This is a genomic window from Sulfuricurvum kujiense DSM 16994 (genome assembly GCF_000183725.1).
GTDB classification, from domain to species: domain Bacteria; phylum Campylobacterota; class Campylobacteria; order Campylobacterales; family Sulfurimonadaceae; genus Sulfuricurvum; species Sulfuricurvum kujiense.
In genome coordinates, this window is the sequence record NC_014755.1 from 12,035 (window position 1) to 32,034 (window position 20,000).

The following is a 20,000-nucleotide window of genomic DNA, read 5'->3' on the forward strand; positions in this document are numbered from 1 at the left end:
TAGCCCCTTTTGTCCTATTGATTTTTTAAAATTTCATCAATTTTTTTAAGATAGTCCATCAACTTGTCTTGATCCGCTTTCGCAAGATTCTTAATCGATTTAGCAGTGATCCCTTTTGTTAGCTTTTTAGCCATCTCAACCACACCCTCTTTCGAGTTTTCAGTAACTTCATCGGGTTTGAGTGCCTTGACCCACGCAATCACTTCATTCTTACTCGGTCGCTCCTCTATAGCACGTTCTAATAATACCCTTCGACTCTCATCATTTTTAACTTTATTGATCTCGACCGCATTAATATAAGAGAGCCCTCTTTCGCGCATAGCATGAATAATGTCCTCATCAAGAGACAATACCCGTAATCGATCCGACATGGTACGCAACGTAATTTTTGCTGTACGCTCCAATATAATCTCGATCTTTTCGCGGGCTTCTTTTTCGCCCTCTTCTAGCCCATCAAGACGATTAGAATCGAAGTTGCGGAAACGGTAAAGAAGCTTGATTAACTCTTCTTCACCAATCCCCATTGAAATTGAAATAAACTCAATCAGCTTAATCGTTTGATCGTAAATATTCGGGTCTTCACGGTGCATATTCTCAGACAACATCATAAGAGCTGCTATGTCATCAGAAATGTTATCGAGGACAATAGCCTTGATTTGTCCCCATTTAGCTTCTTTGGCCGCTAGAATACGTCTAAAACCAATAATTCGTTCATATTTTCCGCTTGGTAGTGTTCGCACCACTATTGGCTGTAGTTGACCTACCTCGTTAAAAGAAAGAGCCATTTCGTTAATGGTACTTTGACTGTATCCTACTCTATCATGCTTTTTAGGGTTTGTGATCATATCTATATCGATCATCACGACATCATTAGTGGATACCCTCTTCTCAACTTCTTTCAGAGCCGCTTCAACCTTAGCATTTTCTTCTTCTACAACAGCTGCGAATGCCCCTTTTCGCTCAAATTTCATCTTAGCCATTTTGTTTTACCTCACCCCATATTTTCTTAGCAATTTGTTCAAGATCCAAAAGGACATCTTTCTTACCGGTATCAAACTCTTCAATATATTTACGAATTGATACTTTTACTCCAGTGGCGTTTTTAAACACGGCACGTCTTGGAATAGGTTTTAGTATCTCTAACGGCACATTTACAAGTGCTGCATATCGTTTGCTATAAAGATCCGGCAAATTCACTTTTATTGAATACAGAGCATCTTTAGCATCACGTGAAGTGTCTAGCATTGTAGGTATAACAAATACTTTCAAAATTTTCTTATTATAAAGATCGACAATCTCGTCAAGTTTGTTGTAGAACTTGATTGTTGCATCTTCTTCGATTCCGCCGGTTGCGATAGTATTTACAATGATGTCGGCTGCCAATATAGCACTGATAATCGGCGCTTGTAAGTCAGGTTTTGTGTCAATAAAGATAAGATCATAATCACCACGAACTTTATCGACGTATTTTTGCAACATCAACTCTTTGCCCGGTTTAGATGAATAAAACGAATCATTTAAAGCGTCATCACTCGGGATGAAATCGATTTTATCAGAGTATTCGATGATATTTACCTCTTTACGCTCAAACATATTGCAGATACTTCCCTCTTTTCGACATTCTGCAAGAACTGCTTGGTCAATGTCTAATAATGAGGTAAGGGTACCTTGTGGATCATAATCGATCACAAGTATCTTAAGCCCCAGAGTCTCCGCGAACTCGTCCATAAGAGCGTAAACTGTAGTCGATTTACCAACACCGCCTTTTTGGTTTGCTACAACCACAACCTGACCTTTTGCCATAAGAACTACCTTTATAAATGTAAGCGCGCTGGAACGCTTACTTTCTAATTATTAAAATAATAGCATCTAAATAAATATAATGCAAGTGGTTTTTAAATTTTATCATTAAAAGATCTAAGCGTTCCGGAGCGCTTAGATTTCAATATATTCATCCAGGTTGCATTTGGAGCGATAATAAGTAGAAAATAATAAACCTGAAGGAAGATTTTATTGAACGCTGTACATAATCTTTCTTTTACCTCTAATACCCTATAATAATTCAATATAGAAATAGGGTGGGTGAAATGACGGATTCTTATTACAATTTATCATTTGAAAGAGCGGTATTAAGTTCTATCATTTTTGAGCCAAGCATTTTCTCCTCTTTAACACTTAATCCAAATGTATTCTTTTTAGAGGCTCACCGAAATATTTTCAGAGCAATTCAAAGCCTCAACAATGCAGAAAAACCGATTGATGAGGAATTTATTCGAATAGAGCTGGAAAAAAAGAAGATATTTGACGAACGTATAATGGTTGAAATACTCACCGCAAATCCGATTGCCGATATCACGTCATATATTATTGAGTTAAAAAAAATGGCAAAAAAAAGGGATATCCTTTCTGCAGTAAATAAAATTAAATCAATAAGTGATGAAGTTGACGGCGATGAGCTCTTGTCTCACTTTGAAGCGACTGCGGATAAACTCCGTGACGATGAATCACTAGACATTTTTAGCATCAAAAGTCTCCATGATGTAGTAATAGAAGAACCCGAATTTATCTGCAAAGAGTGGATACCAATCCCAAAACGGACAATCACAATCTTTTCAGCCGGTGGCGGTACAGGTAAAACGATGGCCGCTCTTCAGCTTGCAATGCGTTATATTGAAGAAGAATCATATGAAAAAAAAGTTTTTCTTTGGTTATCAGAAGATCCAGCGGGACTTTCTAAAAGTAGGGCGGCAGATATTGCGGCAAAAGTATTAAATAAAAGCTTTATGCAGCTCAACGGCTTAATGGATATCTCTGATAACGCCACATTCCCTGTAATGACATTCAAATCATCAGGGGAGGGGATTGTACGGCCTGAGTTCTATCAGATGAAATCAAAACTGAAGCCTTATGACCTCATAATAATCGATCCGCTAATCGGTTTCTTCACAGGAGATGAAAATAGCAATGCTCATGCGCGCCAATTTATGCAGCTCTTCACTCAGTGGGCCGCTAAAGAAAACAAGACGATCGTATTTATCCATCACAGTTCCAAAGGGGTTAGGGTAGGGGGGGAGAGTAAAACGCGTGGCGCTTCCGCATTCGTGGATGCAGTTAGAGCAGTATATGAATTCGAAAAAATCAAGCCTACCCATGATGAGGATGAAAAAAAGATAGACAAATCATTGCGCCGTGTGTTTCTGACCAAAGATAATTACAATGCAAGTAAGCATTTTGGCTTTCAACAAGATATTAAATTTTTCCCTCCTCAGCAGATATTTACTGAACAGACAGTTAAAGATTATGACGCCACTGTATCTACAAAGAAATCTGGGCTTATAAAAGATAAAGCACAGCCGCCGCGAAGAACGACTTTACCTCTTGGTGCGAACATTAGAATTGTAGACGAACCATCAAATAGAGAACTCACGCCAGACGAGCAAGCCATACTCGATAAAAAAATAAAAGAAGCTGCGGCAAGCGGCATTAAATTCGAGTAGGGGAGGGGGCAACTATGTCAGAACAAGAAAATAAAGACTTATCTCTATCCGTTCTTGAGTTTGTATCCTCTGCTCCAAATATTAATAGAGCATGTTCATCCTTACTTGAAAATGCAACTTCAATATTCCTCCCCTTTAAAAGGATTGAGAATTCAGATGTTTCAAAACGCTTTTTAAAAAACAATCAAGTGCTTGAAATCGATCATGATCTATTTGGCCAAACAGGACGCATGCAGATACGTGGCCGCTTATTGGGTCAAATTCATAAGGATATTCTCGAAGTATTACTTACGGGCGAAAAAGTTTTTAATAAAAACGATCGTAAATTTTCTGTAGAGATGTCAGCATATCAGATATTAAAACGCCTTGGAGTAACTACATCAAATAAAGAATGGTTATCCAGTAAAATCAATGAAATTGCTGAATGCCGTTTACGGTTTCTCTTTGATGGTGAAGACGACTTCTCATTTAACTTCATTGAAACCGTTACAGGAGTCACAAAAAAGGACTCAGAGGGCAATATCGTCAAATCAGGTGAGAAAACCATCAAGGTCGTCTTCTCAGAGGCTTATACAGCGTTTTTAGCACGTACAGAGATATTGGATTACTCTAATTACATCGACGACATCGTAAGCATCGACAATACCTTCGTTAAGGCAGTGGTACGATACATGCTTACCAATAATGGAAAGAATTCAAAAATCAAGATCAGTAATCTCATCGAAAAATTGAGGACTGACAAGATTATGAGTCAAATCGAGCTTGATCGCAATATCAAGTTGTTAAAAAGTCACGATACACAGGAACTATTAAACGAGAAATTTGGAATTACATTAATCGGCGATGAAACACTTGTGTTTAACGAGCTAGAAAATAAAAGCCACTACTATATTAAACCTCTTCCGATGACGGATTCAGAATAACCTCTAATACCCTATTGTCTTTATCCTAATACTGTAGAGTATTAGGATATACCATATCGGCATACCTCTAATAAACTAAAATACAACCCCTAATACCTTATATTGCAAAGAGGGTATTAGACGATATACCCCTAATACTCTAAATATTTAAAAAAATGTGCCATGTTTACCCCTAATACCCTATTATGAAGTTCGAACACGCTTACCCATTTAAATATTTCTTTGCTTACCCCTAATACCTTATATTGCAAGGAGGGTATTAGGCGATAGACCCCTAATACCTTATTTATATATTCCCTAATATCCTATTTGTTACCTTTAATATCCTATTTGTTACCCCTATTACCCTTTTTTCTACCCATAATAAGCGGGTAATAGGGGTTTACTATACATCTTATATATTTGTATACAACAAATACATATATTTCGCCCTTGCTTTGAAAGCAAGGCAAAATCTAAAAAAATATGATCAAAACAAGCAATACGGTAAAATAGTGAATTACACCTGCTCATATACGATGGAGAACATTTGATCATTCTGGACTTTGAAACCAACTCTGCCAATATCCATGATGTGATCGAAGTCGCAGCATTTCGGATCAAAAGAGAAGAGGGTGTTTATGTCATCGCCGATACCTTTCATCGCTACTACTTCTCCGAATATGAGGTTAACCCTTACGCGCTTGCCGTCCATAAACTCTCACCGCAACGAATCGAGAGATTGCGGGCAAACGTTGATTACGCAGAGCATTTCGCAGAGGATAGCGAGTTCGTAGAGTTTTGTCAGGGTGCTAAGACTCTTATCGCACACAACATAACGTTTGAACTGCGTCATCTCGGTGAACTGGTTCGATTCGAGAAACACTTTTGTACGATGAAATCGAATAAAAAGATTGTCGGAGCAATCAATATCCGAGGGAGTCTCAAGAACCCGAAACTGTTGGAAACCTGCAGACATTACCAAATTGAGTTTGATGAAGAGCAATACCATAGTGCTGTTTACGATGTCACAAAAACACTCGAAGTTTTAAATAATATGAACATAGAAATTTAAAATGATTCACTATTCCTTCCCCCTCTACCGTCCCTCAGCAGAAGCCGAGAACATTATTGTCCAAGCCACATTAGGATGCAGCCACAACCGATGTAGCTTTTGCACCATGTATAAAACCAAACGCTATACAATACGTCCATTAAATGAGGTACGTCGTGAGATCGAAGCACTTGCACACGCTTATCCAAATGCTAATAAAGTGTTTTTAGCCGATGGAGACGCATTGGCACTTCCTACAGAGCATTTCGCAAAGTTGTTACGTTTACTAAAAACTTCGTTTCCAAGACTCACACGTGTATCGCTCTATGCTACAGCGCAGAACTTTCTGGAAAAAAGTATTGATGAGCTAAAAGAGCTCAGAGCAGGGGGGCTGAGTCTAGCGTACTTTGGGATTGAGACGGGGAATAATGAACTGCTGAGTAAAATCGATAAAGGTGTCAATCGTGATCAAATGATCGAAGCACTTGACCGTGCCCATGAAGCCAATATCAAGATCTCAGCAACCGTCATACTGGGAATAGGGGGGACAGAACATACTCGTGAACACATCAGCGATACGGCCAGAGTGATCAACGCTGCACCGATAACCTATCTCTCTACCTTACAGCTGGGATTGGAAGAGGGTGTGAAGGATCGCTTTCTCAGACCATTTGATTCCTTTACTCTATTAAAGGACCTACAGATTCTGCACGAACAGCGTGATTTACTTTCTCTCATCAATCCTCTGGAAAAGGTCATATTCAGATCCAACCATGCCTCAAATGCACTCCATCTCTCCGGAACCCTCCCAAAAGATCGTGATCGGCTAATAGGTGAAATCGACGAGGCTCTCAAAGTAGGGCAGGGTGCAATGGTACCTAGCTGGATGAGAGGGTTTTAGTAGACGTCGTTTTAAGGTTCAAGAAGACAAATGGCGTAAATACTCAATCATCTTGAAATACCCGATAAGCATCTCAAACATCATCCGCCACAGTATCTCAAATCCGATAAATAAAATTATAAAACTCAGAACAAGCCGTGAGGTTGTAATGGGAAACGTTCGCATCAAAGCATCGGCTATTTTCACAACCCATGTACGCTTATACCAAAGCAGTGCAGGGATCATCAGTGCTCCGATGTAATAGAAGGCTATCAGTACCGGAATCGAGATAAAAGAGTCAAAAGTTAAAAAGTTCACTTGGATTTTTTATCCATTAAATCGCATACACCGCTTTTACTTATCGCCTCTTTGATCTTCTTACAGTGCTGATTCTCGATATAGAGATGAAGCCACGATTCAACCCAATAAGGGATCTCACGCCCCTCATTCCCCCAGTTACTGATGGTACCGCCGGTGGTCCCTAAAATTTCGGCAAATTCTTTCTTAGAAAGACCGGCGGTTTTGAGAAGATCATTAAAAGCGTATTTGTCCATTTTCTCTCTAATACTTATTCGTTTATAAAATTCTATCTAAATCACCTCAAATGTTTACTAAATGACTTAAAAAGTCTTATTTGTGAATTTAATAAGACTATTACTAATCAAACGTTTATTTCATACAAATACTACTACTTCCGACTACCCACTTTGCAAAATGCAATAAATTTACATATAAGTAATAATTAGTGCTTTAATGTAATCATATAAGTATATAAAGTGTTGACATTGTTTATGTATGAGTATATAATTACTTAATAAATAAACGTATGTTTATTTTTACTCATACTAAAAGGAGATTTCATGAGCCATGTGTGTTTTAGCGATATCGATCTACTCATTGATGAAGGGAGAAAAGAGATCCTGATTAATCCTAAGGGGGAACGTTTTTACTTTGTGGAGTGTGACGAGCAACATAAAATTTTCCGTGACGCGATATTACGGTACGACTCGGATAAGGAGAGATATGAGATTGAAGGGGAACAGACCCTCTACACCGAGCATAAAGGGATGGGTCTTGATTATGAAAAGCTTCTTTGCCTTCACCCCAAAGAGCTGATCCATAAAAAAAGCTTTTTCGGATTTACTTGGTACAACGTGTGCGGCGTGTTGAAACGTGAAATTCGAAGTGTATATCTGTGTCAGCACAAAGAATATCGAATCCATGAGCGCTCTGCGGTGATCTCCAGTACCTACGAGGAGAGATGAGATGCATCCTGAGATGTTGGTTACCAGTACCGGCGAAGTGTTGCTGTTGAGCGTATTGCTACTCATTGGAGCTGGATTTATCCTCTATGGAAGAGGGGCTGAGTTTGTTTTTGTCGGGATGGTGGTGATTGCGGGAGTATTTACTATTGCCTACAGTAACCACACACACTACCTAGGTGAGCGTTTTTTAATGGAACAGTTTCATGAGGGGAGGGCATTGTCCTGCGGTTTATGGAGAGGGGAGAGTGCGAGGGTCGATCGCTTCAGCGGGTGGAGATATGAGGAGGGGACCGGATTTGTGAAAGGGGATGTGATCATTAATGATCCTGGAGTGTGTAGGGTGATTGAAAAACCTTTTCCAGAGCCATCAAGCGTTCCGTATTGGATGGTCTTAGTCACTGTTATGGGAGTGTTGATGATTCTGCGGGCGGTGACGCTGGGTGTTGAGGAGGAAAAAGATGACGCAAGAGCTGAGTAATATCGTTTTTCTAAGTCTTTTTTACTGGGGACTTAGCGTCTTGATGCTACGGATTATCATACATGAACGGCGTCAACGACTTTATCTAATCAGTGTCGGGTATTTAGTTTTAAGTGTGGGAGTGGGGCAGGCCATAGCGATGAAATGGCTATTGGCGGCAAGCTTGATCTTTATGGTGATCTCTATGTCTCTCACACTGTGGATCCTTTTAAAGCAAAGCCGTCAGTGTATACGGGATCTTAAAACGATGCATGAAGAGGAAAAGCATGCAGAACACTCCCAAAAGGAGGAGACACCCCATGGAAAATAATGTCATATATCTCAGTGATGCATCGTATGACCACCTCACAAAAGAGGTGGGAATAGGGGTAAAAAACCTCTATACGAACCAAAGCCATTCTGTATTTGTCCACGCCATGAATGTACACGAAGCCGAAGAGTTCGCCCTCATTGAAGCGATTACCCATGCGATCGAGCATCAACACCGTAATTGCGTCTTTGTCTATGACAACATGGGGATCGACACAAAAAGCATTGGAGCTTTTTTTTCTAAGATGTTCGATCGGATTCAGTTTTTGTGGATGAAACGCGACTATTTGAAGCAAGTTGATAAATTGGCGTGTAACGTCAGACTTAAACACGCTAAAAATGCCAACTGGACCAAACAGATTCTTGCCCATGCCTCCCAAATCAGCGATGAGGAGCTGGTGAGCGCATTGATGCCTCTCACACGCGGAGAGACTTATGGATACCTATGTGCCATCAGCGGTACTGCACCGATGATGAAACCCTATCCCAACAACATCAAAGAGGTGAATGAGAAGATCATTGCTTTATTACTCTTTGCCGGGAGTCAAAACCTTCATCGACTCCTCTCTGAGCGATTCAGACATATTCAATGCTACAAGCAAAAACATTACGATGAACTGCTTAAAGCTGCGGAATTTGATATGAGCTGGTTTGAGGAAGCCGCACAAAATACTTTAAAAGGGCTGATTGCGGCATAAGGGGGAAAAGATGAGTCACTTTGATATGGATATGATGGCATTGATGGGACTGATACTCTTGATGGGTGGAGTGAGTGTAACGTTTCTCAAAGAGATGATCGTCCCGATGGTTGGGCTGTTTTTACTTTTAGTTATGGTTTGGGGAGATGATATTTGCAGTCGAAGTGACCGGCTGAATTTTTATGGAGATCACTTTGATAGCGGAGGGGAGATTATCTGCAAAGATGATTCTGCCCATCCACTCCTCGTATCCCATACCCGAGGTTGGGAACATAAGGGATCGTATCTATTTAAAGGGAATCGTGGAGTAGATATACTCGATGATCAATGCGAGATCATTAATCAAAGCGAACCGCACTGCATAAGCGTTACAACACAGATCATTATCGGAACAAGCGCATTGATCGGGATAGTTGGGTGGATGGTCTGGATGTTTCGACGGCTAAACGAGAGCCACATAAAAATCAAAGCTCGTGAGGAACGTAAAGCTGCAATCGAAAAAGGAGCTGCTGCGATGGCGGAACTCTATAGAACCGATCCGGAGCTTAAAGAGTGGAACGAGTTTATAGGAGATTACTATGAATCGAGTGATGAATACATGAAGGAGGCACACCATGAGCAAAAGAATGTCTAAATTTCTGACCTACTGGACACTGCTGGTGCTTGTGCAAATCTATGGGCTGGCTATCTATCAATACGGACAAACCTACGGATTCGATGATCAAATCAATCCCACAACTATCATCGCCGCTACATTAACCATTATTGGTCTGCTGGGTTTGGTCGGGCGATATCTGAACAACAAGGATATGAAACGGGGGTACTGTGAAAGTGGTATCACACAAAAGCAGATCGATGCGTACCAAAAATCAAAAAACGTAGGTCATTTAATGGAAAACAGTGCAATGAAAGATTTAGAGTCCGGGAAACACGATTATGAAAATGACAATGACACGAAGCGTTAAGGGAAGGGTGAGGTATTACACCCTTGAATTGATCCCCAATCTCTTTGGGGAGTGGATGGTAGTTCGCACGTACGGCTCCATCAAAAAACTTAAACCCACCGGTGTGATCCGTGAGATTTATGACAGTGCAGAAGTCGCCGCCGAGTCGATTCAAGCATTGATAAATGCCAAACTAAAAAAGGGTTATACAAACCGATGCGCACCAATAAATGGATGAGTGCTTTGATCTTTTTTATCCCCGCACTTATTGCAGGGGCAGGGGTGCACAGTATTCAAGAATTTGGGGTGGCGATATTTTTGTTTGGAATAGCATTTACGGCCGCTGCCATTATCTTTTATCCACAAAGCGAGTTTTCCAAAAGGGTGTTGGAGCTTTTTTAAACCGCACCCAAATCATTTTAAACAGCTAAGGAGAAACGAGAATGAGTAATTTTTGGATGGTGGTAAATATTATTGTGCTGCTTGGCTTGATCGTCTATGCTATAGGCTATAAACGTTCACCCAAAAAACACCATAAGCAAAATAAAGAAGAAAATAGGTTTCGTATCTATCAGGCAGAAGAGGATCCCCAGATACGTGACTTTCGCAGAAGTAACTTCATTACCTCTCACCCCGATGATACGGATCTCTTCAGTGAAGCCTACAAGGATAATCAATGGCGTTTTACGATGCCCCATGCCGCGGTTGATATGTTAATAGAGTGTTTTTCAGGGGATGAGAAAAAAGCGTATCAGATTAAACGCGCTATTGAACTCTCAATCGAACATTATGCGATTGAGCTGGCAGATGATGCGGAGTGCTTCAAAATCATTGAAGAACGACTCGTCAATACCCCATAAAATTGAAGAATTTAGACCTATAAATTTTTAATTCTGAGCGATGCAAAAACCTGTTTGTAAAGATCATTCGGAACTTCATGTTCTATAGCCAACCGTGTAAAACTACTAAATGCCTCAAGCGCTTGTTCAATAATTTCATTAGCATGTTTTGTGGGTATACTGCACTTAGATGCAAAGGCCAAAAGATCGTTTCGCTCAAACTGATCTCGTTTGCCAGATAGTGAGATTTGGTGTTGCGCGGTCCACTTTCCAAGCGGATCATACGCATAGGTCATATCGAACGCAGGTGAGAGTGACCATACTCCACGACGATCCATCATGAAGCCGAAATTTTTGGCATGATCATCTTGATTACGCCCGATGATGTTAAAGACGGCGCGACGAAACAGCTCATTGAATTCGTTTTGACCTAATCCAAGTTCACGACATGACATGAGTAACTGCTCATACGAGTACACACCGACATGATCTCGATCAAAATGTCGCAAGCCTGCCCAAGAAGCATAGTGCTTTTTACGCACCTTTCCATTAATGATTTCACGGTCAAACCGCTCTATCATATAATGAAAATCATCACCGTCAGAGATGTAGGTTGTTGAGGGAATATCAATTCCACATTCCTTGGCAATCAGAGAATAGATGTATTCGATTCGCGTGATCCCTTTAGGGTCTTTTCGCTCTTTATCGCTGTTGTCATCCGAATCAAACTTCAAAAGCCAGTAGCGTTTATCGGCACCCGCATCCAACGTACCGTCATAAAATCTTCCTTGCGCGTCTTGGGCTACCAATGCTTTAGATCTTGCCCCTCCGGCACTCGATCCGACACGAATAAGGGCTAACATCTCTTCATACGATGCGGTGGATAATTTGAGATTGAAATCGCTCTTTTCGCGTAATACCATATTGGCTAGTTCGTTGAGATGATGAATGTTTAGGGTTCCTCCATCCATTGCCATCGTATCGTTGGTTGATGGCTCATATTCAAAGGCACCCATGCTTCGTTTACCAATATAGGCCAAACGATCCAAAGCAGTAATATCCGATGCAGATAACCCTTTATCGGCAAAGAACCGATCGATCAGTTTGTTTCCGAATTTATCGGGGAGCGAATCGGCAAAGATTCCTGGGAGCCCGTGAAAGGTTCTTTGGCTAATAGTTGGGAATGAGTGAATCATAGGGGGATATTTCATCTCTAAGGGTGAGAGCTGAATATTTGAGGTTGCAAACTCAGGTGCGTATTCAAACGTAGCTATTTCATTTTGCCCGGGAGCGTAACCCAAATAACCAATTGTCTTGCTCCATAAATTTATTGTAATTACCGGTGCAGCCATTATTCATCTCCCCATTGAAAGTTTGAAGGTTTGGATTTCTTTTTATAGATCCGCTTCTTGAGCGGTTTTTCGATTTGTTGTGAGGGACTAAATGTTTGGGTTGATTCCAAAAGGGCATTCAGCGCATCGAGCTCCCCAAGTCCTCTAAGAATTCGGATAAAACTGGTTAGAGATATTGTCCCCTTGTTAGCACGAAAGCGTTTTAGAGTAGCGATATTGGTACCACTTTTTTCAACCAAATCAGCATCGCTTATTTCTTTTTCACGTCGTCTTCGATCGATGCGATGCGCTAGTTCTTTGAGTATTTCTTCATCACTTAATAGTGAAAAACGCATTAGATCCCTCCTAAAATGCTATATAAAAATAATTATAGCACTAAAAAGAGCTTTTGTAATATATAAATAGAAAGAAAGTATCTAAATAGATTTTATATACTTACAATTTATACTAAAAATAGTATTTTATGAAGCAGTAAATGAATATCAATATAAGGATTAGGGTGATCAGTATTTTTATGGGCTTATTTTTAATAGTCTTACACGATATATTGAATATAATCAATTAAAATGTAAATATAGTGTAAAATATATCTATAAATATAATAATGAGCTTACATGAAACTTAAGACTATCCAGATAAGCATCGAAAATTGTCTAAAACTTACCCATCGATACATTACTATGGAAACACTGTATAAAGATGTTGATCCCCAAATATATTCCTATACAATGAAAAAAATTGCACCTGATTTTATGTATGAGGTGTTGAAGATCCCACTAATAATTTTTTTGCGTGATGAGGGTAACGTTACAGCTAAGGCTTCATCTGAAATAAAAGGATTGGAAAATTTATTTAGTCTTTTTGTTCTGGATATAACCTATATTTTCAATCCAGAATTATTGATTTTATACAGGCTATTTTTACAAAAAAGTGAAGAAAAAAATTTGTCTGATATACAGATCAATGTCATTGTTATCAATGATGAAATAGCAAAAGAAGTAAATTTTGACAGATACCAAAAAATGAAACTTTTGATGGATTTCATTTCATATACAAATCCTAATTCTTCTTCACTAGATGTTGATCTATTGGAAAAAATTTATGGTGAAAATGAATTAGATTTTTTTGGATCCACTAGCATTAAAAATATATTTCCTAGAAAAAGAAAAGCTTCAATCGTAAAGTCCAAATCTGATATTGAAAATCCTTGGCTAAATCTATATCTTCAACCCAATAAAACATACTTGAGTTTTGACAATGCATCCAATCCAAAAAAAGAAATTAAACTGATTCATTGTCCGATTTGCGCGATAGAGCACCCATTAAAAGATGATTTGATAAAAATTGAAGACAATAATATTCACTTCAAGTGCTCTCATGAGAATACGCAATTTGCTAAGTACAATCCTTTTCACATTCCATGCTCATTTTTTTTGCCCGATATTGTTCAAGAAAATGACACCAAATATCTTCAGAAATTTTTTAAGAATAATGTCCAACCTGTAAAATCTAATGGTAGCTATATGATCCAAATTATCAAGCCATATGATGATATCGAGTATATCCCATTAATAAAATATATTCATAAAAATATAGGTATTGCACATGATAGATTTTTACCAAAAATACTTTCTAACTTTTGTTGTCCAATATGCAGCCAAAGTTTTTTGATAAATTTTACTGATGAGGACCAACAAGATTATATTGATATTGATAACAATCTATATACCCACTATGCAAAGTTGTTTCAGCTAAATGGTAAAAGGGTCGTATTTAATTGCACCCATCAGGGCACACCATTTGATATTTATAAAAAATTTGATGTTAAATCAATACCAGATATGAATTTGAAAGATCAATCAATATTGATTTCTGAGCGTTATTCCTCTAATTATTTGGATGGGAAAAAAATTGTTACTTGGAGTTTAAAAGACAAATTGCAAATATTTGACATGGTCAATTATCTATGACATTTGATCTATTCGAATACGAAAACCAAACACATGCGCAAAATCAGATTGCATTTAATTTCAAATCTATTTTTCTTAGTGCGGAGCAGTCTACCAGGGATCTCTTTTTAGAAAGTATTCAACAAAATCAAAATGATCTAATTGAGTATTTGGATGGTCTCATCAGGGGTACCGATGAGTTCGAGCCGGTACATAAACAAGTCAGAGAAAAATATATGATCGACAAAAAGCAGTTTGAAGATTTCCCGATCGCGACGCTCTATTATAAGCTCCCTATGGATGAACGTTTGTCCGATGCTTCAGCGACCGAAGTGTTGAAGTTTCATATCAAATACCTCAAACAAAAACAACATATGAAAACCCATGAAATGTCTGCGACCATCCGGCATTTTGTTCATATGATAGAGATCCTTGAATATATGCGTAAGAATAAAATTCGAATTGATCGGTTTGTGAAAAATGACTTTAAAAACCTTCTTTTATGCATTGATGACGACCATGTTATAGTCAAAAAATCTCAACATCATACCAAGGGTTCAAATACTAGCGAAAACGAAGACGATCAGAATGATGCAAATGAAGGTAATGCTGATAAAAAAAACGAGCCGGAGACAAAGGAGAATAAGGAGTCTTACTATGTTGTGAGTGTCAATGGTATTTCGTATCAAATAAGCAGTAACTTTACATTAAAAAATATCGATTTGAAGAGGGACATCAAAGCGCTCAAAAGCTTCTATGGGTTTACCAAAAAAACATATAAACGTTCTTCGGACCACATAGATACTTCCGCGGAAAACCATGAGTATTGTCCAAGTGAATCCTACACCACCTCAGTTAAAAAAATGCCAGCCGCTCAAGAAGCCGAAGAAGAGGCAGAAGAGGGTATTGCCCGCAGGCAAAGAGTTCAGGTGAGTACGGGAACAAAGAAGAATACAAAAACATTGCAGAATAAAAAGATTCTTGCCATTTCCGCCGCGATCGCGAAGAATAAGCTGCAACTGCCCTCTTTATATACGCTTCCAAGTATAGGATTTCTATCCGAGTTTTGCCGATTTTTGATCAAAAGAATGAAAGGGGATGAGGATCAATATTATTGCGGGTTGTTTATCATCTCTGTGGTCATGGGGATAAAGCCGGAACAATGTTCGAAACTTTTTTTTGGTAATCAAAAATTCGTGAGTGACAACAACACCGTAGAGCTTCAAATCTCAGACGAATACTTCGCCAAATACGATCGCTTTGATGAAGAAGTTGGGATTGTCACCACCGATGCAATCACCTATAAAATCCCTTTTGAACTCATGCATTTGATTCTGTCTCTGTATGACATCAAAGTACCCTATGAAGAAGAGGAATTTCGGAAAGTAATCCGAACCAAAAAAAAGGATTTTGACAAAAAATTACACATCAATTTTCAAAAAATCTGGCACTGCTCGATGGTTCACAAAAAAATTCTCTATAAAAACATCAGCACAGAAATAATGCTTGCTACCAAGAACATCGATAAGAACGCCAGTCCGATCGTTTATTACACCGCCGCTTCATCTCAGATGGATGAGTATTCCAACTGGCTGATTGAATACACAGAGCTTCTGGGGATTAAAGCGCATTTACAAGTGCATATTTTTGAGAAGGCATTCAGCAATGAACGGGTTATTAATTTCGATGAAGCAAAAATAATCGGTTCGCGTAAGCTTGTCAAGAAAGATGTATTTATCGAATTCTTGCAAAATATCGAAAACCTGTTAAAAGAGCGCAGGCTTGATAAATATGCGAGATTCAATATCTATTCGATCCATGTCCGCTATACCCTGAGTCTATTGTTGGGTACCAGGGATTTTGGAAAATCAGTCGACCTTGGCAGGATCAGCTGGAAGCATAAGGTGATAATGATCCAGGAAAAAGGGAAAGAGACAAATACCGGCTTCAGGTGCATTCCTCTATCTGAATTGGCGCAAACGATCATTCAAAACTACCTCAAGACACTGGAGAAGTTTGGAATAACAACCAAATCGGTCGTTCTATTTGATGGCAAAAATACCGTTCCCCTGACGCTTGGTACCATGCAAAAAGCCTTTAAGGCATTTCGTTTTTATAAACAGCATACGGAACTGTATGAGATGCTCAATCTGGTTCCTCTAAACCTTGGGCGCCATCTGATTACCTCTATGGCGACGGAAGCGGGAATTCGTCAAGATGACATGAACGCATTCATGGGGCATGCGGTCAACGGGGGAGAACTGCTCGGACGGTTCAGTATGCATGACACCCAAAAATACCGCAATACCTTTGGTACGATCCTAAATGAAATTGCTTGCATTTACAGGCTCAAGGACATCCATGAACATGCTGCTCTTTGAAAAAGCGCTCGAGCGGCTGAACAGCCTTGAATCCTCGGTCCCGAAGCAATATGAGGCACACTATAGAGCATTATTAGAGGTATTGAGCTTGGAGGAATCTGATAAGTTGCTCTCGGTCCGGCACAACAAATTCACCCTTACAGAAAAATTTATGATCCATCTATCCGGATATGAACAGATGAGTTCGCTTCAAATAGGGTCAAATACAATCTTTGAATTTGTCGAATATCTCAAAAATCATGGCTACATAAGCAATAGCTCCGCGTCATACGCGCTTAAAAAGCCGCTGCGTCAGATCAACCGTTATCATCATTTTTTGCCGCCAAAGTATTTCTATCTTGCCGATCAGGTGGAAGATTTTGAGGAATATGTCTTAAATGAACTGACGAAAACTGATCCTCGGCTAGCCGTCTATATCGCCTTGGTTTATTTTGAAGAGGATGGCTGGCGCGAAGAAGCGTTACGCAGGGCATCGCTTAATAATTTTTTTGTCATCCATGACCAGGGCTACCAATGCATCATTGAAGATCCACTGGAAGATGGCTTTAAAAGGTTGAAAATCTTTCGGATCAAAAAAGCTTACGCGCTTCTGGCACGGTTCAAAGAGATGGGCACAACACCGCTCTTTGATAATCCGAACAGAATGAAAAAAGAGTCTAAAAGAGAAATTGAAAGATATTTTGGCAAAAAAATCTCTGTCGATGCGATCCGTAATGCCTTTATTTTCAATGCAATGATGACTCAACCACCGGCGATCGTAGCGTGTCAATATAAAACGGTGACTACGGTTCCACTCTGCCTTGGGGAACTGGCTTATTTGTACCCTCAGCAGATTCCGGCCCACTTGCTTGAGATCGAGGTATACAATAACGGACTGATTGGTCAAACGTCTGAGGTTGAGGGCTTGGACGATTACGTGGATGAGATGTTTATCGATACGGAATTTGACTATAACTTGAAGATAGCTCCTTTATTCACATTCAAGGAAGGGAAACAATGGGTCAATCTGTTGAAAACAACGCCAAGGGATTTGAACCGAGAAACACTGGAACAAATCAAGAGCCATTTTGAGAAGGCAATCCAATTCGAAAAAGATATTTCGACGTTGATGGTCTTGTATTATATCCGTGATGTGTTAGGCAGAATATACATAGGAAAAAAACAAGCCGAAGGTATCAATATAGCGACCTTTATCAAATATATAGGATTATTGCGTAAACACTTATTTACCCAGATAAGCGATTTTGAGCATATAGATGAAGCGGTTTTATCCAATATTCTGGATCCATACAAAGCTAGCGGCGCAGCATTGAATTCAATAAAACAGCTCAATTTCTTAGTGTCTGATTTTTTAAAATTTCATAATGTCAATTTCCAAAAATATAAAATCAAGGCGAAGCATATCCCTAAATCTCTTGTCTTCCCAGAGGAGATAGATTTGATATTGGAGGAAATTGAAAATTTTTATAAAAAAGCGGCGGCTGAACATAAAAAAAGGTATTCAAAATTCTACAAATACATCATTCGCCAATATCAGTCGTTTGTCCTACTGGGTTATTACTCAGGTATGCGCCTCAATGAGATTAGAACCAGAAGGCATGCCGATATTATTCGAGAACCTTTGTATCTATATGATCGTAGGATCAAAGATGCAGTGTATTCGGTAGACATCAATGTTGAAGGTCTAAAAACAGATTTAGACAGTAAAACAGCCAATAGTTTTAAAACCTCGAACGCCAGCAGACGGGTAGGGTTTGTCATTTCCAACGAGAAACACGCGAAAATATTTGATGCATTTTTGAAAGAGAAATCTAAGAAAAACGAGATGTATTTGTTTAAAGATTTTGACCTGGCCGGACACTCAAAATTTGATAGCGTTATGAAGCTTTCAAAGGCGCAGATTCTGAATGAAATCATTTCGAAGGTGACGAAAAGGTATGCCACTCTTCATTCGTTGAGGCATTCCTATGCCACATGGTGGTTCATGCAAAGAATCATGAGTGGCCAAAATTTTAATGACGCGCTTTTGAATTTTTCGATCGAAATCGGTCACGTAACTCCGGACGTTACAATGAGAAGTTACATCCACTATGAATTAATTGAAGAGGTTATCGCACATGAGAGACGAAATTAAGCAAGCCATTCTCAGTAAAAACAGTTTTTTGATTTATGGATATGACCAGGGATATAACATCGATATTTTTAACGAGCTAACGGAAGGGTTAGAGTCACGTCACAACGAGATTTTTTATTTTGATATGGTGAGCTATGGGGTCAAACCGAATTTTAAAAAGGAATTGAATCGAGTCCCCCAGCAATACAATTTATTTGAGTTTTTTAAAGAAAAAGAGATCTCGAAAATACACTTTGACAGATATATCCAAGATATCTGCGATTGCCTTCATGCCGAACTGTTTGATACAAAAGTCGACGGACAAATTTATTTGAAACACCTGCTTGAGGCTGTTTACCAATCTGATGACAGAACCACTTTTGATGTAGATGAACTTATCAAGCTTCTTGGCAATATTATCAATACTCCAAAATCCAGGATAGGTAACAAATTTTTTAAAACGCTTGATCAGTTAGACAGTTTGAAATCAAAATATCCAGATGATTATTTTACAGATTCTGATTTCGATAAACTGGCTAAGGATGCAAGACTGCTATTGGAACAGTATCTTTTTGAGGATCCCAGCAAAAGAAATTATTCAGATGTCGTATTAAAATGGTCAAATTATGATTTAGGCGTGAAGTATTTTACTAAATTGTTAGAGAGAATGAATATTCCTTTACTGAAGAAATTTAGTAATGTGCCCAAAACGGTACATGGTAAAATAAACCATTTTCAAATTGATCACTATACAATGCGGTGTAACTATCTAGGTATGGTTTTATCTTCTATAGTCCGAAAATTGAAAATATACGATTCTTCGAATAAGCCATTAATAATCATTAACGGCAAACAAAAGGATCTTTTTAAAAGCGTAAGTATGGATATAGAAGAACTATTTCATCACTGTAGAGTTTGCTTCATTATCAGCAGCATAGAAGAGCTTGATGCGAGAGTTAATTCTTTTGTAGATGTCAAAATTTGCTCCGATAAACACAAAAATTTATCTTTACAAGATACTTTCATGGAAAAACGTATAGAAAATAATTACAGCGTCTACTATGATTGATTGATAAATGTTGACTCGGTTTTCAGCTGCAAGCAGTACCAGACAATGTGCGTCCGTTAGAAAGCCTAAGTATCAGAATTATAGTATAAATTGCCTCAACAGAAAACACATACCCTTTGCCTTTTTTGTATAGGGTAGAAAGTACCCTTATTTCGAAAAGTCCCATATGTTTATTTTCCAAAATAATTTCAGGAAAACAGTCTACTTTTTCTGAAAATAATGTTTCGTTTAGGTGACTTGGTGGGATGATAATAATAAGTATTCACACCA

The 20,000-nt window shown here is 38.8% G+C and carries 23 protein-coding genes; 17 read left to right on the plus strand and 6 right to left on the minus strand.

The window, feature by feature from the left end:
- Window positions 1-14: 14 nt before the first annotated feature.
- Both SULKU_RS13515 and SULKU_RS13520 read right to left on the minus strand, forming a co-directional pair.
- Complete coding sequence (locus SULKU_RS13515; RefSeq protein WP_172633623.1) at window positions 15-971, minus strand: ParB/RepB/Spo0J family partition protein; 957 nt, start codon at window positions 969-971, stop codon at window positions 15-17.
- A gap of 1 nt (window position 972) precedes the next feature.
- Complete coding sequence (locus SULKU_RS13520; protein ID WP_013449947.1) at window positions 973-1,803, minus strand: ParA family protein; 831 nt, start codon at window positions 1,801-1,803, stop codon at window positions 973-975.
- A 284-nt stretch (window positions 1,804-2,087) separates the two neighbouring features.
- On the opposite strand from SULKU_RS13520, the gene SULKU_RS13525 reads away from it, so the two are divergent.
- From SULKU_RS13525 to SULKU_RS13540, 4 genes are all read left to right on the plus strand, one after another.
- Window positions 2,088-3,497 carry an AAA family ATPase gene (locus tag SULKU_RS13525; protein ID WP_013449948.1) on the plus strand — a complete coding sequence of 470 codons (1,410 nt, stop codon included), beginning with the start codon at window positions 2,088-2,090 and terminating at the stop codon, window positions 3,495-3,497.
- Window positions 3,498-3,511: 14 nt separating this feature from the next.
- Window positions 3,512-4,420, plus strand: coding sequence for a hypothetical protein (locus SULKU_RS13530; RefSeq protein WP_013449949.1), 909 nt, complete (start codon window positions 3,512-3,514; stop codon window positions 4,418-4,420).
- Window positions 4,421-4,949: 529 nt separating this feature from the next.
- On the plus strand, window positions 4,950-5,474 hold the full coding sequence (locus SULKU_RS13535) for a 3'-5' exonuclease (RefSeq protein ID WP_013449950.1): 525 nt from the start codon (window positions 4,950-4,952) through the stop codon (window positions 5,472-5,474).
- 1 nt (window position 5,475) lies between these two features.
- On the plus strand, window positions 5,476-6,354 hold the full coding sequence (locus tag SULKU_RS13540) for a radical SAM protein (protein ID WP_013449951.1): 879 nt from the start codon (window positions 5,476-5,478) through the stop codon (window positions 6,352-6,354).
- 18 nt (window positions 6,355-6,372) lie between these two features.
- Here the strand turns inward: SULKU_RS13540 and SULKU_RS13545 are convergent, their stop codons facing one another.
- Both SULKU_RS13545 and SULKU_RS13550 read right to left on the minus strand, forming a co-directional pair.
- The gene (locus SULKU_RS13545; protein WP_013449952.1) at window positions 6,373-6,651 is read right to left on the minus strand and encodes a DUF4282 domain-containing protein; all 279 of its coding nucleotides are present in this window, start codon (window positions 6,649-6,651) and stop codon (window positions 6,373-6,375) included.
- Window positions 6,648-6,887 (minus strand): helix-turn-helix domain-containing protein, encoded by a 240-nt coding sequence (locus SULKU_RS13550; RefSeq protein WP_013449953.1) that lies wholly within the window; start codon window positions 6,885-6,887, stop codon window positions 6,648-6,650. The genes SULKU_RS13545 and SULKU_RS13550 overlap by 4 nt, the downstream gene beginning before the upstream one ends.
- A gap of 306 nt (window positions 6,888-7,193) precedes the next feature.
- On the opposite strand from SULKU_RS13550, the gene SULKU_RS13555 reads away from it, so the two are divergent.
- Genes SULKU_RS13555 through SULKU_RS13585 form a run of 9 tightly spaced genes read left to right on the plus strand, consistent with a single transcriptional unit; the run spans window position 7,194 to window position 10,887 of the window.
- Window positions 7,194-7,598: a hypothetical protein gene (locus tag SULKU_RS13555; RefSeq protein WP_013449954.1), complete on the plus strand. Its 405-nt coding sequence runs from the start codon at window positions 7,194-7,196 to the stop codon at window positions 7,596-7,598.
- A gap of 1 nt (window position 7,599) precedes the next feature.
- Complete coding sequence (locus SULKU_RS13560) at window positions 7,600-8,076, plus strand: hypothetical protein (protein WP_013449955.1); 477 nt, start codon at window positions 7,600-7,602, stop codon at window positions 8,074-8,076.
- Window positions 8,057-8,386 (plus strand): hypothetical protein, encoded by a 330-nt coding sequence (locus tag SULKU_RS13565; RefSeq protein WP_013449956.1) that lies wholly within the window; start codon window positions 8,057-8,059, stop codon window positions 8,384-8,386. Before SULKU_RS13560 ends, SULKU_RS13565 begins: the two co-directional genes overlap by 20 nt.
- On the plus strand, window positions 8,376-9,083 hold the full coding sequence (locus tag SULKU_RS13570) for a hypothetical protein (RefSeq protein ID WP_013449957.1): 708 nt from the start codon (window positions 8,376-8,378) through the stop codon (window positions 9,081-9,083). The genes SULKU_RS13565 and SULKU_RS13570 overlap by 11 nt, the downstream gene beginning before the upstream one ends.
- Before the next feature lie 10 nt (window positions 9,084-9,093).
- Window positions 9,094-9,717 (plus strand): hypothetical protein, encoded by a 624-nt coding sequence (locus SULKU_RS13575; protein WP_013449958.1) that lies wholly within the window; start codon window positions 9,094-9,096, stop codon window positions 9,715-9,717.
- On the plus strand, window positions 9,698-10,048 hold the full coding sequence (locus tag SULKU_RS13580; protein WP_013449959.1) for a hypothetical protein: 351 nt from the start codon (window positions 9,698-9,700) through the stop codon (window positions 10,046-10,048). Before SULKU_RS13575 ends, SULKU_RS13580 begins: the two co-directional genes overlap by 20 nt.
- Window positions 10,032-10,265, plus strand: coding sequence for a WGR domain-containing protein (locus SULKU_RS14855; protein WP_245535191.1), 234 nt, complete (start codon window positions 10,032-10,034; stop codon window positions 10,263-10,265). Before SULKU_RS13580 ends, SULKU_RS14855 begins: the two co-directional genes overlap by 17 nt.
- Entirely contained in the window at window positions 10,244-10,429 is a 186-nt protein-coding gene (locus tag SULKU_RS14935; RefSeq protein WP_151174365.1) for a hypothetical protein, read from the plus strand. Before SULKU_RS14855 ends, SULKU_RS14935 begins: the two co-directional genes overlap by 22 nt.
- A 41-nt stretch (window positions 10,430-10,470) precedes the next feature.
- On the plus strand, window positions 10,471-10,887 hold the full coding sequence (locus SULKU_RS13585) for a hypothetical protein (RefSeq protein ID WP_013449962.1): 417 nt from the start codon (window positions 10,471-10,473) through the stop codon (window positions 10,885-10,887).
- A gap of 17 nt (window positions 10,888-10,904) precedes the next feature.
- Here the strand turns inward: SULKU_RS13585 and SULKU_RS13590 are convergent, their stop codons facing one another.
- Both SULKU_RS13590 and SULKU_RS13595 read right to left on the minus strand, forming a co-directional pair.
- Window positions 10,905-12,218 (minus strand): type II toxin-antitoxin system HipA family toxin, encoded by a 1,314-nt coding sequence (locus tag SULKU_RS13590; RefSeq protein ID WP_013449963.1) that lies wholly within the window; start codon window positions 12,216-12,218, stop codon window positions 10,905-10,907.
- Complete coding sequence (locus tag SULKU_RS13595; protein WP_013449964.1) at window positions 12,218-12,553, minus strand: transcriptional regulator, XRE family; 336 nt, start codon at window positions 12,551-12,553, stop codon at window positions 12,218-12,220. Before SULKU_RS13595 ends, SULKU_RS13590 begins: the two co-directional genes overlap by 1 nt.
- Window positions 12,554-12,898: 345 nt before the next feature.
- Between SULKU_RS13595 and SULKU_RS13600 the strand changes: the two genes are divergently transcribed.
- Genes SULKU_RS13600 through SULKU_RS13615 form a run of 4 tightly spaced genes read left to right on the plus strand, consistent with a single transcriptional unit; the run spans window position 12,899 to window position 19,730 of the window.
- A complete protein-coding gene (locus SULKU_RS13600) occupies window positions 12,899-14,188 on the plus strand; it encodes a hypothetical protein (protein WP_151174366.1) in 1,290 nt (429 codons plus the stop codon).
- Window positions 14,185-16,548, plus strand: a complete 2,364-nt coding sequence (locus SULKU_RS13605; protein WP_013449966.1) for a hypothetical protein — start codon at window positions 14,185-14,187, stop codon at window positions 16,546-16,548. The genes SULKU_RS13600 and SULKU_RS13605 overlap by 4 nt, the downstream gene beginning before the upstream one ends.
- A complete protein-coding gene (locus tag SULKU_RS13610; RefSeq protein ID WP_013449967.1) occupies window positions 16,529-18,682 on the plus strand; it encodes a site-specific integrase in 2,154 nt (717 codons plus the stop codon). Before SULKU_RS13605 ends, SULKU_RS13610 begins: the two co-directional genes overlap by 20 nt.
- On the plus strand, window positions 18,666-19,730 hold the full coding sequence (locus SULKU_RS13615) for a hypothetical protein (RefSeq protein WP_013449968.1): 1,065 nt from the start codon (window positions 18,666-18,668) through the stop codon (window positions 19,728-19,730). The genes SULKU_RS13610 and SULKU_RS13615 overlap by 17 nt, the downstream gene beginning before the upstream one ends.
- Window positions 19,731-20,000: the final 270 nt, after the last annotated feature.